10 protein-coding genes are annotated in these 12570 nt (G+C 46.2%); 6 read left to right on the plus strand and 4 right to left on the minus strand.

Going from position 1 to position 12570, the window contains the following annotated elements; all coding sequences use genetic code 11:
• Positions 1–47: 47 nt before the first annotated feature.
• The gene (locus KXU80_RS24160) at positions 48–611 is read right to left on the minus strand and encodes a LysR substrate-binding domain-containing protein (protein WP_219835666.1); all 564 of its coding nucleotides are present in this window, start codon (positions 609–611) and stop codon (positions 48–50) included.
• A gap of 315 nt (positions 612–926) precedes the next feature.
• Here KXU80_RS24160 and KXU80_RS24165 point away from each other — a divergent pair, with 315 nt between their 5' ends.
• From KXU80_RS24165 to KXU80_RS24175, 3 genes are all read left to right on the plus strand, one after another.
• On the plus strand, positions 927–1721 hold the full coding sequence (locus KXU80_RS24165; protein WP_219835667.1) for a hypothetical protein: 795 nt from the start codon (positions 927–929) through the stop codon (positions 1719–1721).
• A gap of 400 nt (positions 1722–2121) precedes the next feature.
• The gene (locus tag KXU80_RS24170) at positions 2122–2697 is read left to right on the plus strand and encodes a TetR/AcrR family transcriptional regulator (RefSeq protein WP_219835668.1); all 576 of its coding nucleotides are present in this window, start codon (positions 2122–2124) and stop codon (positions 2695–2697) included.
• Between the two features lie 257 nt (positions 2698–2954).
• A complete protein-coding gene (locus tag KXU80_RS24175) occupies positions 2955–4040 on the plus strand; it encodes an NADH-dependent flavin oxidoreductase (protein ID WP_219835669.1) in 1086 nt (361 codons plus the stop codon).
• Positions 4041–4145: 105 nt separating this feature from the next.
• Here the strand turns inward: KXU80_RS24175 and KXU80_RS24180 are convergent, their stop codons facing one another.
• Complete coding sequence (locus KXU80_RS24180; RefSeq protein ID WP_219835670.1) at positions 4146–6122, minus strand: alpha-amylase family protein; 1977 nt, start codon at positions 6120–6122, stop codon at positions 4146–4148.
• Between the two features lie 134 nt (positions 6123–6256).
• Here KXU80_RS24180 and KXU80_RS24185 point away from each other — a divergent pair, with 134 nt between their 5' ends.
• Positions 6257–7135, plus strand: a complete 879-nt coding sequence (locus tag KXU80_RS24185; protein WP_219835671.1) for a helix-turn-helix transcriptional regulator — start codon at positions 6257–6259, stop codon at positions 7133–7135.
• Positions 7136–7652: 517 nt separating this feature from the next.
• Here KXU80_RS24185 and KXU80_RS28525 read toward each other — a convergent pair.
• On the minus strand, positions 7653–8102 hold the full coding sequence (locus KXU80_RS28525) for a spore germination protein (protein ID WP_374987721.1): 450 nt from the start codon (positions 8100–8102) through the stop codon (positions 7653–7655).
• A gap of 1137 nt (positions 8103–9239) precedes the next feature.
• Here KXU80_RS28525 and KXU80_RS24195 point away from each other — a divergent pair.
• Positions 9240–10646, plus strand: coding sequence for an MFS transporter (locus KXU80_RS24195; RefSeq protein WP_219835673.1), 1407 nt, complete (start codon positions 9240–9242; stop codon positions 10644–10646).
• Between the two features lie 125 nt (positions 10647–10771).
• The gene (locus KXU80_RS24200; RefSeq protein WP_219835674.1) at positions 10772–11608 is read left to right on the plus strand and encodes an oxidoreductase; all 837 of its coding nucleotides are present in this window, start codon (positions 10772–10774) and stop codon (positions 11606–11608) included.
• 117 nt (positions 11609–11725) lie between these two features.
• Here KXU80_RS24200 and KXU80_RS24205 read toward each other — a convergent pair whose 3' ends face one another.
• On the minus strand, positions 11726–12391 hold the full coding sequence (locus tag KXU80_RS24205; RefSeq protein ID WP_258171137.1) for a TetR/AcrR family transcriptional regulator: 666 nt from the start codon (positions 12389–12391) through the stop codon (positions 11726–11728).
• Positions 12392–12570 lie beyond the last annotated feature (179 nt).

The raw sequence follows: 12570 nt of genomic DNA on the forward strand, positions 1-12570 counted from the left end.
TGATTAGCGCATCCTTGCGTCTAACGAATACAGTCTTAACGATGGCCTTAGGGCGTTACCAGAACCACTTCCTCATCCACGACGTATTCCTGCACCAGCTCGGGATGCTCCACAGGGCCTACTACAAACACGCCGCTAAGATCGTAATGCAGAACGCTGTGAAGCAGTTGGTCGGTTGCGCCGGTATTCAATGAGATGTCGACCGCCGAATAGTCGGTATGAAATTTGGTAAGCAGCTTCGGCAGCTGACCGGCGGCTATCGTCTCCATGGCGCCGATTTGAAGCGGGCCGGAGGGCACGGCGGAGCTTCCGACAGCCGACCGAGCTTCCTGCACGACGTGCAAAATTTTTTCCGCATAGAAAACCAGAATTTGACCGGAAGAGGTGAGCGTTATTCCTCGGTTGTGGCGGTAAAACAGCTGCGTCTGCAGATCATCCTTCAATTCCGCGCATTCGTAACAGGCGAGATTATACACGTCGACGGCGGCCAAAACGCCGGTAAATGGTAAGCTGCAAGCAGCCAATCCCTTTAGCCTGCGGGCAGTGACGAAATAACGCGCAACGGCGAACTCCACGAGCGCATTATATGTGCAACGCTTGATTTTTTCCATAACGCGTAGCGCAGCTCCGCCGGGTCTCCTACCGGAATTGAAGACAACAGTGCCCGCATCAGCCTTCGTAAGGCGAATGCGGGCACTGTTTTTTTGCGTTTATTTGACTGTAATCGTGCCTTGATGCTGGCCGATTCGCCCTTCGCGAGCAGCGGGAGCTTGAAGATCCAGTCTGTCGAGACGGCAGCCCCCTAACACAGCGTCTTAACATGGTTGGGACAAAGTAAATGATTTCCATTACCCTAATTATAGGGTAAAATGGGATGTAGAAAGGCAGTATACTTCAAGAAATTCAGAGGCAGAGGAGCGTTTGGAATGAATATTTCCATGAATATTAAATCCGATCGAATGGCAGGAGCAATGGGAAGTGCAACTGCTGCTAGATCGAAGCATAATCATCAAACGGATGATAAGCAAACAAGCGATAAGCAGGACAAACTGACGATTAGCATGCAAGCGCATAGTCTGTTTAATCAAAATCACGGAAAAAAATCGATGATGGAACGATTAATGGAACAAAAACAAAATATGATGGATCGGCGTAATGACTACATCTCAAACGCGCTTGAAAAAGGAGCGGGTTCGGATGAAATTAAAGCTGGGCTGGAACAAATTGATCAACAAATTCAGGAGCTTGATAAGCAAATTCAAGCGCTTCAGCATAAGGATCTCCGCAGTGTAACAGGTGCCAATCCGGACGCAGAGGATAAGTCTGATGACAAGAAAAATGAAAGCAAGCATACTGTAGATCCCAATCAGGGGTACGGTTCTTCGCTTTCATTGGATACCATGAAGGCGCTGGTTTCTTCTCAAAATGAATTGAAACAAACCGGCAGCATGAAAATGGCGCAAATAACGCTAAAACGAGAAGCAAAGGATTGGGAAACCAACCCTGAGAAAGCAGCACAGCTAAAAAGCAGGGCAGAAGAATTGAATGGTAAAATGATTGATGCCAACTTGGATGCAAATCGTGAATGGGTACAAGCCGTAGCAAATAGCAATAACAACGAAGAGAGTATTCATCTACATATGAATGAAAACAAGGATGGCAATAACATCGTATCTGTTGACACGAGCAGAAGCGAGTTATCGCATGAGGACAAGATTTAACGAGCAACTGGTGAATCCAGCAAAACAACTGAGCGAGTTCGTCTGATAGTATCCGGAGCTACGCGGCATGAGAAGTGCCTATCAGATCGTCAAGGTATACTAATGCGACGGTATGGGCGCAATCGCCATGAAATAACGGAAGGGCGGCGCCGGCGATCCGCCCATTAGAAGGTGTCGGCGCCGAAAAATATTTCCTTTTGATCAATAGGACAAGAACTTGTATTTTCCTCCTCCGGCCAATCGACATGAACATGGCCATCGTAGGGAAGAACACCGTGGAGAGACTCATGCCTCTAACCTTATTCATTCTATACAAACTGTGATAAAATTCATTTGTCAACTTTCAACCGGTTAGGTGGATGCAGAGCTCGAGCAAAAGAATCATAAAGGGTGTGTCGAGATGTCGAAACTCCAAGAGATTATTACGATTTCCAGAAAAATTATTTATTATAAGGGCTACCAAGCCACGTCGATCAGCGATATTATGGACGAGGCTCACATCGGAAAAGGCCAGTTCTATCACTACTTTTCGTCCAAGCGCGACCTCGGCCTGGCCGTCGTCGATGATCTGGTAAAGGAATGGGAGAGGGATGTATTCGAGGGCATTTTCGCAGCCGATCTTGATCCTATCGTGAAATTAAATAAAATGCTTGACAGGATGTTGACCATCCATACAGACGAAGAAGGGAAATCGGGTTGTCCCGCGGGGAACCTCGCCATCGAGATGAGTGAACACGACGAGACGTTTCGGCTAAAGGTCCATTATATATTTGACCGGTGGATTTCGTCGATCGAAGGCGCGATCAACGAGCTGAAAGCACTGGGGCATCTCACGTCGGACATCGATGCCAAACAGCATGCACGAACCATCGTTTCTATGATCGAAGGCGCCATTTTATTAATGAAGAGTCAAAAAGAAGTCGGGTTTCTCACGAACGCCATCGCGACCATTCGCGCGCAATATCGGCTTTCTTGAACCCGTTTTTTTCTATTGCGCATGGGAAGCGATTTTGTTATGATCTCTCTGTACCAAATGGTAGGTACAATCTAAAGCAAAAAATACGCACTTAAAGGAAGGGGTACCCAGATGCTTGGCGATCATTTTTTTTGCTGATTCTGTACCGACAAGTAGGTACAAGATTAAGTTAGGAAACAAATGCATGGCAAGTGATGCCGCATATGGATCACATAAGAGGGGCATCGACTTTTAAATCGGAGAGGAGCATAAAGAAAATGAAGGAAACGTATAAAGCTCTTTTTGAGCCGTTTCGGCTGCGCAGCGGCAAGGAATTGAAGAATCGAATCGTCATGGCTCCAATGGGTAATTGGGGCTCTTTGCCCGGAGGCTTTATTTCCGAGGAAGAACTGACTTATTACGGTCCACGAGCGAAAGATGTCGGGATGGTCATCACTTCGGCTACAACGTTTACTGAAGGGGAACATTATCCCGGAGCGCCGACCACGTTGACGGATGAGCATATACCGGGGCTGAGAAAATTAAGTTCACTACTGAAATCTAATGGAGCCGTAGCCATCGTGCAATTGTTTCACGGTGGAGCTCTAAAAATGGAAAACCCGGAAGCACCGAGTGCCGTAGCGCCGGAAAATTCGGATGCTGCGCCGCCCCATGAACTGACAGATTCTGAAATCGAGGATTTGATTAAGAAATTCGGGGATGTAACCAAACGGATCATCGAGGCGGGCTTTGACGGTGTAGAGATTCATGGAGCGAATGGCTATCTGATGCAGCAGTTCATTTCGCCTCATTATAATCGCCGGCAGGACCGCTGGGGAGGCACATTCGAAAAACGGCTGGCGTTTCCGCTCGCTCTCATTGAGGAAGCGAAAAAAGCTAGAGCTGAAAGCGGAAAACCGTTTGCCATTGGTTATCGAATTTCGCCGGAGGAACCGTTTACCAATGGATTAACTATGGCCGACGCCATTCAAATTGTTGATGTTTTGGCCGATCAGGAGCTGGATTATATTCATGTCTCCCTGCATAATTTCTTCTCTAAGCCCCGCCGAGGCGTGGAAAGTAACAAATCCCGGATGGAAATCTTGAAGGAACTTGTAGGAAACCGTACGCCACTCATTGGCGTTGGCGAAATTACGACTCCGGAACAAGCTGCAGCCGCCCTATCGTCCGATGTGGAACTTATCGCACTGGGCAGAGCGCTTCTGCTCGACCCGAACTGGCTAAGCAAGGTTCGAGAAGGCCGAGAAGATCAAATCAAGAACAAGTTATTCCACAGAGACTTACCGGAACTTTTATTTCCAGAAAAAATGTGGGAACACCCTGACCTGATATTCTCAGATTAATCCGTGCTGCGGACAATTTGAAAGAACTTACGTAATATTTTTGGGGCCGTATTAACACTCTTAGGTATCCGTTTGGGTATAGGCCAAACGGATACCCGAATGGATTTAAAACTGCAGCACGACCATCTGATGGCATGACCATTTAGGGATCGTGTAGCGGACTACCCCGTTCTCCTGCGTGAAAGGAAGCGGGCTTTTTTGCGGTGCCAAATAAACTTCCCGGACAGGCTCGGATACGGCTATCGCCGCCTCCGTATCAAGGAGCGGGAGCAAATCCTCGATCACCTCGACACTTTGTCCTCTGCGCACCGGGGAAGCATAGAGCAAATGATGGACCCAGCGGTTGGATGCGGTCTGGACTTGCAGCGTCGTAACCCCTTGCGCCGGCAGGTTAGTGCGAAGGCGTTTGGTGCCAAGCAGGCGATCCAGCGCGTAAACGATGATTTCTTTGACAGGCAGGCTGCCTTTGACCGCGTAATCTTCGAACATATTCCAGGCCACATAGATGCCGTCGGGTCCCTCCGCCATGCCGGGACCTGCGTCGCGCTGGTTAGACGGCGTATGCTGGTGCGAGCAGAAAGTGAATATATCCCGGTTGAAATAAGCATTTTCCCGAATGCCAAGCGACGTGCCGTCCTGCGTCAGAACGACGTCATGGCCTTCAGCATAGATGACGTACGAAGCATTTTGAAGCGACGGCAGCTCGAAGGCTGGCTTGAAATAGGAAGGCTTCGTGGCGGCAATCCCCTGCCACTGCACGCCTAAGTTCAATTCGAATTTCGTCCCGTCGGGCGACAGACCTGAGCGTCCGGTTGCCAGCACTTTGCCTCCATGCGCAAGGAAAGCCGCTAGCTTGACCTTGATCTGCTCGGTCATCATGATCGCATCGGGCAAAATAACGACCTTATAGCTCGACAGATCAGCTTGGGTATCAATAACGTCGAATAGATAATGTCCTTCCAGCAATATTCTAACCGCACCGGTATCGGCATGATTCGTATGGTCGTCACCGGGGCTTTCTCCGGCTGCCGAGGACGCGGCTTCGGTGGAAAACAGCGCGATATCGGCTACGGCTGTCGTTCCCCTGCACCACTCCTCCTTCGCTTCCACCTCCCGGTATGCTTCGCCGATTAGTGTGTAGGTTGCCGGGTCCATGAATCCGCTCGGATGGAGCTGGTCGCCTATCGAGCAGCGCGCTCCGTTGGCGAGGCTTAAAGCCGCTTCATACCTGAGGGCGTTCGGATGCTTATATCCGCCAAACTCGCCCCATGAGGTATGAAATTTTCCGGTCATGCCAAGGTAGTCCACGCCTAGGGTTTGTGCGTATCGTGCAGAAAGAGGGAAGTGGTCGTAGCCCCAGCCGCCAGTCGGCAGCGATTCAAGCTCCAAGTGCGTGTTCAAATGCACGAGATCGCGGCGGCCCCGGGCGACATGGCTGCTGTTGTGAAATACAGGAAGACCGGGCTTAACGGCATGAACGGTCTCGTTCATTTTTACCGCATAGTTGAAGTACGTTTCCTCCCACATCTGCTTCATGGCTTCCGTATTGCGCGGATCGAAGCCGCGTTCGCGGATCGTAGTTATGCAATGCTGGCAATAGCACTCCCGAACGCCAACGATATCGAGGAAGATGCCGTCCGCGTCATAGCGTTCCACGACCTCACGCACTTGAGAGGCGAGGACGTCAACGTAAGGGGAATTCATGCAAAATTGATGATAGCCCGGCGTCAAGAAGTCATCGGTCCAATCGGTGGCTTCTTGCTTGGTGCGGATCAGCCAATCCGGGTGGCGGCGGGCAATCTTCTCATCCAGCCCGGCCGATAAATAGACCGGCGTATTGACGCCTATTTCGTGCGCAGCCTCAATTTGGGCTCCCAGCAAATCGAAGGAGAGATGGGGATGCATTTCATTGGCATCGCTTGGGTGATAAGCCCAGCCGTGATGGCATTTTGAGAAAACCGTGATGGAGTTTACATGACCGATTTTCAGCATGTCTTGAAATTGACGTTTGGAAAAAGCGTTACCAATGTCCGCGATCGCTTCGGATGTATGGAAATCGAGATGAACCTGACGGAAATTCATGCTTTCGTCCTCCTATTATTCAGCTATTGTGATAAGATGATATCTACCACTTTAATGGATATGATATATAGATACAGCTAACGATATCGACTTTCTATAGTACGATTTCTACATTTAGACAGGAGGCGCCGCAGATGCTCGTGCTCGAATTTCAGATTCCTCCGTTTCCTTTGCTGGCGGCTGTCGGATATGCGTATTGGCAGCCGGGCGTAGTGCATGCGAAGCGTCAATTCGAAGTGTTTGATCTGATCGTTTGCGCCAAGGGTGCGTTATATATGGAGGAGGACGGCATTAGCTACGAGGTCACGCAAGGGATGATGCTTGTGCTTGAGCCGGGAAAAAACCATCGCGGATATCGGCCGACGGATACGGAAACCGAGGTGTATTGGATCCATTTTGATTTTCCGCTGCCTTCACAGCCGATTCTGGTGGAGAAAAACAACTGGCAGCAGCCCCTTCTCCAGCGGACGGACCAGGATATCGTTCCCCATCCGGCTACGATCAATATTCCGAAATTCGCTGCCGTAGATTTGCGCACGGTCGTCCCGCTGCTGACACGGATGATTGAATTGCACAACGTGCTTACGCGAAAGCGCTCCTTTGAGCTGCATGTGCTACTCGGGGAGTTTTTCGTGCACTTGCAAAACGGGATCATTTCGAACAGTCTGCAAGCCCGTTCCTACTTTCTTGGCGAGAAGGTAGCGTCCTATTTGGAGAGTAATTTGGAGGAAAGGTTCGATTCCGGGAAGATGGAGCGGGAGTTGCATTATCATTTTGATTATTTGGCGCGTTGCTTGAAGCAATTTACGGGGATGAGCCCCATGCAGTACCGTCATCATTTGCAGGTCGAGCGGGCTAAACGACTGTTGGCTCATTCCGAGCTGCCGTTAAAGGAAGTCGGAGAGATGTGCGGCCTTTCGGACAATAACTACTTCATTCGCTTATTCAAGCGGCTAACGTCTCTGACGCCAGGCGAATACCGCAAACTGTATCAAGTCTTCCGTTTGGACTAAACTTGACGCCTTGGCCATTAAAAAAAGAGAACGCGCTTGGAAAGCTCCATATGATCCATTAGATTGAACAATGTTTTATAATATGAACACTAACAACATGAGTAATTCATAACTCTGAACTTAATGTGACACTGCTCGAAGGGCGGTGTTTTTCTTTATGTTTTGAACAATGAGTTTTATTCCAATTGAAATAAGGGCATTTAACAAACAATACAGTTAAGAATGTACATTTAGTGTGACGAGATGGGAGGAATTGTTGCAGGTTATTGTGATAAATGGTATTTGACATATCATTTAGTTTCGGAGGGAATATTCGCATGCAAGCTCCTCTTTATGAACAAAATTTATGAACTTTTATTTGAGCAAACAACAGGACAATTGAAAGTGGGAGAACGTGTGCCATCCGAGTAGGAATTGGCAAAGCAGTTCTATGTCAGCCGCATTACGACCAAGAAAGCGTTAGAGAACTTTCCAGAGGCTGGGCTGATTACAAGAATGAGAGGGAAAGGCTCATTTGTCAGCGAGATTGATTATCGTAGAGACCTTCAATATTCAAAGCCTGGAGGCGTTCTAACAAGATGGAAAGATAGTGGGGCTGCGAAATATTTTTCATATGTAATAATGTCACGTCAGTTTTTGTATATTTCCCGACTTGAACGTTATCGGTCGTGAGATTTACATCAGGAATTAATCGTGTTATCAGCTGAAGGTTTTGTTCCAGCGATTCCACGAAGGCATATTGAGGACCGAGAACTTGCGACTCGATTTCGGAAGTCGAAATCGTTCTCCCTCGGGATGCAACAGTGTTGTATAGGATCGCACAGTTGGTGAAATTATGGACAAGCATAGTATTCCCTTTAAGTATTGCATTGACCATCTCCTGTATATTCGACGTTTTCTTAAGTATGATCACTGGAACATTTGCTGTAATATCTGCCATTGAGGGCATGTTTTTTTTCGATTTCATTATTTTGTAAAGGTTTTAAAAGGTGCTCGTATATTATCTTTTTATCTACAACCTGTTCGTTAAAAAGTATCCAACACAGAATCCGTGGTAATTCGATGATTCGGATATTGTGATTGTGAGGAAGCAATTCCAGAACTTGATTAATGAATGGATGCTGTTCATTCTTCAATTAGAATTATCCCTCAGAAAGCATTTGATCCCTATATATTCTTCTGGCTGAAGTCAATTATATGCTCCTTTTATTTCCAGTGACTGTAACCAAACGCAATGCTCTAGGCATTGCGATGTTATATGCTCATGAAAACTTGGAGAAAGTTAGCCAAATTATACAAACAGAATAAAGTAGACATTTTGAGTACTTTTTGTATATAATATATTAGAAAGATGACGCTCATTGTTTAGATGACCGATCATGCATAAGCGTACTTCCATCCAACACAGGAAATAAATTAAGACATGGGGACAAACATTTGATTTGCTTCCGGACTATAAGGAGAGTGACCAGACATGGATTTAAATTAATCAGGCAAACGGCATTGTAACGGGTTCGAGTAGCGGCATTGGTATGGTATCGCGAAGAATTTTAGCAGCGGAAGGGGCCAACGTCATCTGCACGGCCGTGATGAAGAGCGGAGTTATGCGGTTGAGGATGCTATCATCGCTGACGTTGGTTTCGCCCAACGTAAACGTGGTTTCATGCGTTCGTTTGATTCAGCTGCTTCTACCTTAAATGCGTGAAAAAAACTGGGGGCGAATCATTACGATCGGAGGCGATCTTGCAAATCTAACCAATAAGCGTGAAACCGCAATGCTACCCTCACCGCTGCGCCACAATCTTGCCGTATCGCTAGCTCGCGAATTGAAAGGTACGCTATCACCTCCAAAGTTGTGAGTTGTAACACCAGATGCTATTTTGGTTTGATGCTATGCAGGATTTGGTCAAGAACCATGCTCCTTCTATTGGGTGGGGTGAGACATGCGAGGAGATGGAAAGGAATGCGGTTGGGGCTATGGTCTAAGGATCGACGATTTGGCTTGCCCGAAGAAATAGCCGGCGCCGTAGCGTATCTTTGCAAATAATATAACGGTGCCACGATCCGTGTAGAAAAATACTCAAGTGCAAGGAAGTGAATTGTCATGCAAGCCTCCAAGAATGTTGCGCTTATTGCAATAATCGCTTGTCAGCTTATGATTGTATTGGATGCCTCAATCATGATAACCGCGTTACCTGAAATTGGACGTTCTTTACATTTGTCAACGACCATTTTAACATGGGTTCAAAATGCATATATTTTGGCATTTGGGGGATTATTGCTTTTAGGAGCCAGAGCAGGGGATATATTTGGTCGCAAACAGGTGTTTATGTTCGGGATCGCTTTGTTTACGATCGCTTCACTACTTATTGGATTAGCGCAATCTTCTGAATTTTTGTTTATCACTCGTGCAATACAAGGTATCGCTGCTGCGTTAGCAACTCCTGCTACGCTAGCGTTGCTTTCGGTTATTTTCGTCGAGTCCAAAGAAAGGTCGAAGGCAATCGCTTTATATAGTGCTATATCCGGGATTGGAGGGAGCGTCGGGCTTGTCCTTGGCGGCATTCTAACCGACTTCATTTCTTGGCGAGTAGGCATGTTCATTAATGTTCCTATTGGCATTGCATTGCTTATTGTGGCCCCGCGGTATTTGCCTAATACAGAGAAGTCGGCTGGGCGTTTCGATTTTATCGGCGCACTGACTTCAGTAATCGGAATGACAGCGTTAGTCTTTGGATTTATTCGAGCTGCGGATAAAGGATGGGGTAATCAAGAAACTATTATCTCCCTGCTTGTCGGAGTAATTTTAATCATTGGTTTTATTATTAACGAATCACGAGCGAAACAGCCAATCACGCCTTTGCGTTTATTTACTGACAAGGAACGAACGGCTGGCTACTTGGGAAGATTCCTGTTCGTGGGAGGCATCTTTTCGATGATTTATTTTCTTTCTCAATTTCTTCAATACGTATTTGGATTTAATTCATTTGAAGCCGGTTTATCATTCGTTCCAATGACCGCGGTACAGTTCTGTATGATGTATATCGTACCTAAATTGCTTTCTAAATTCGGTACATCTAAATTATTGATTTTTGGAATCCTTATCGCAATAATCGGCATGGGTTGGTTGAGCAGAGTTACGATGGATACTAATTTCTATGTCGGGATTTTACTGCCGATGATTATTCTCGGAGTGGGAGCAGGCATCGTGTTCATCCCCTTTACAGCTTTAGGACTAACTAAAGTAGAATCACAAGATGCTGGTGCAGCATCGGGACTCGTCAATGTCGCGCATCAAATCGGGGGATCTGTAGGGTTAGCGATATTGGCGACTGTTTTTGGTACTACAAGTCCTTCAGTTGATCCGACGAAGCAAGAGTTTGCACATGCAATTTCTGCATCCATAACAGGATCTGCAATATTTCTCACTGCTTCATTGATTTCCGTTGCTTGTCTGTTACTTGCACGTAAACGTACGCGTGGGAACATACAAGCGCGTACCCCGCACTAATTGAAGGCAAGTTGTGTCATTCATACAATGCGGGATAGGCATGGTGCAGGTAATTAAAAGTGGAGGATGCGTCATTTAAGCGTGAGGATGACTATAATTAAGAAACAAAAAGGAGAAATAGAAACATGTCAAAAGTTTGGTTGATCACTGGTAGTTCGCGAGGTTTTGGCCGGGAACTTACAAAGGCAGTACTTGCAAAAGGCGATAAAGTTGTTGCGACCGCTCGGCGTCGTGAACAACTTGAATTTCTTGTATCCGAATACGGGGACCAAGTTCGGACCTTTTCTTTGGATGTTACCGATCGTGAGGCGGCCCTTTCATCGGTCCAATTGGCAGTTGACGAATTTGGATCGCTCGATATCGTTGTGAATAATGCTGGCTATGCGAATAGTGTTCCAATCGAGGAAATGACTGATGAAGATTTTCGAGCGCAAATTGAAACAAATCTGTTTGGTGTCGTGAACGTAACTAAGGCTGCATTACCTGTCTTCCGTAAACAGCGGAGCGGCCATTTTATTCAGTTCTCTTCGGTTGGAGGACGCGTCGGTGGAACCCCGGGAATGGGGGCCTATCAAACGGCGAAATATGCAGTTGAAGGTTTTTCTGAAGTTTTAAACAACGAGGTAAAGCCTTTCGGTGTTAAGGTTACTATTATAGAGCCCGGTGCATTCCGTACCGATTGGCAAGGTTCCTCTATGGTTAGACCGCAAGTAGGTTCGGATTACGAAGGAACGGTAGGTGCAATGAACAAATTACGGGAAGAAGCCGATGGTAAACAACCTGGGGATCCTGCTCGAGCAGCTCAGATTATTATTAATCTTGCGGACCAGGAACAGCCTCCGCTTCGCCTAATACTTGGGGCTGCTGCCTTAGAGAGTGTCAAGAAATCAGCTAAAGAACGTGCAACAGAAGCCGAAAAATGGGCAGATCTAACCAGGTCTGCTGATTTCCCAACCGATTAAAAAACCTTGGTTGCTGCATGCATACCGGTTTTCTAAGCTGTCGAGAGTCTCGACAGCTTATTCGACTTCAATTTTAGAGAAACTAATAAATCTCAAACGGATAGATACCTCCGTTCCCTACAAGGCTCGATTGAATTTGTCCACGAAATGATCAATTGCAGGTCCTATTTTGGCATCATCGACTATGGAAAGTTTATTCGCTTTAAACAGTTGAATCTTTTTTAGTTGATAATAGTCCCACAATACCTGTTGAATCGTCATTTGATTCACCACTAAATATTTGGTGGTTATAATTTCTCGAAGGACAAGGTTGTCCTGAACAAGAAGGAATTTAGCATTGATTGCGTTAAAGACACCTTTATTCTCTCCGTCTCTATAAAAATCCAATATTTGTTGTTCCCGTTTCGTTAACGTATCTTTTAGTTGATCATACAACGCCGGATAAACCGACTGTAATTCAGCAAGGAAAACATCGGTTATTCTTCCGACAAGCATAATGGACTGTTCAAACAGTTGTTGATACCAAATGCCAAACGATTCTTCCTCCTCTTCTGATACTCGCTCATCCAGTCGCTCTATATAATCTATAAAAACATGAACAACACCAGCAATGACTTCTTCTTTTGAAGAGAAGTTCTTGTACAATGTGGCTCGACTGACGCTCATTACCTTGGCAATATCATCCATTTTCAGCTGTTGAAAGCCGTCATTCATGACGGTGGAAATAAGTTTCTTGAGTAACTTTGTTTTTGGATCTGTCTCAACACTCATAGCGTTGCTCATTTTCTTTGTCCTCCTTCCGACACCTGTAATTCCAATTATACTCGAATAATTACAAACTATCCACAATGAATACTTTAGACAAGATTGGTATTCTTTGTATACAAATTCGAACAAATTTATGGTAGTATTGATTGAAGTCAATATCATAAAACAAGCGTAAATCGGCTATAAACACAAAT

This window comes from Paenibacillus sp. R14(2021) (assembly GCF_019431355.1).
GTDB lineage: Bacteria > Bacillota > Bacilli > Paenibacillales > Paenibacillaceae > Paenibacillus_Z.

What these genes read in the sequence shown, in the direction of transcription:
- KXU80_RS24180 (WP_219835670.1), bottom strand. Translation starts at nt 6,122, where the DNA reads ATGAATTTCCGTCAGGTTCATCTCGATTTCCATACATCCGAAGCGATC.
- KXU80_RS24160 (WP_219835666.1), bottom strand. Translation starts at nt 611, where the DNA reads ATGGAAAAAATCAAGCGTTGCACATATAATGCGCTCGTGGAGTTCGCC.
- KXU80_RS24165 (WP_219835667.1), top strand. Translation starts at nt 927, where the DNA reads ATGAATATTTCCATGAATATTAAATCCGATCGAATGGCAGGAGCAATG.
- KXU80_RS24205 (WP_258171137.1), bottom strand. Translation starts at nt 12,391, where the DNA reads ATGAGCAACGCTATGAGTGTTGAGACAGATCCAAAAACAAAGTTACTC.
- KXU80_RS24200 (WP_219835674.1), top strand. Translation starts at nt 10,772, where the DNA reads ATGTCAAAAGTTTGGTTGATCACTGGTAGTTCGCGAGGTTTTGGCCGG.
- KXU80_RS28525 (WP_374987721.1), bottom strand. Translation starts at nt 8,102, where the DNA reads ATGAAATCGAAAAAAAACATGCCCTCAATGGCAGATATTACAGCAAAT.
- KXU80_RS24170 (WP_219835668.1), top strand. Translation starts at nt 2,122, where the DNA reads ATGTCGAAACTCCAAGAGATTATTACGATTTCCAGAAAAATTATTTAT.
- KXU80_RS24195 (WP_219835673.1), top strand. Translation starts at nt 9,240, where the DNA reads ATGCAAGCCTCCAAGAATGTTGCGCTTATTGCAATAATCGCTTGTCAG.
- KXU80_RS24185 (WP_219835671.1), top strand. Translation starts at nt 6,257, where the DNA reads ATGCTCGTGCTCGAATTTCAGATTCCTCCGTTTCCTTTGCTGGCGGCT.
- KXU80_RS24175 (WP_219835669.1), top strand. Translation starts at nt 2,955, where the DNA reads ATGAAGGAAACGTATAAAGCTCTTTTTGAGCCGTTTCGGCTGCGCAGC.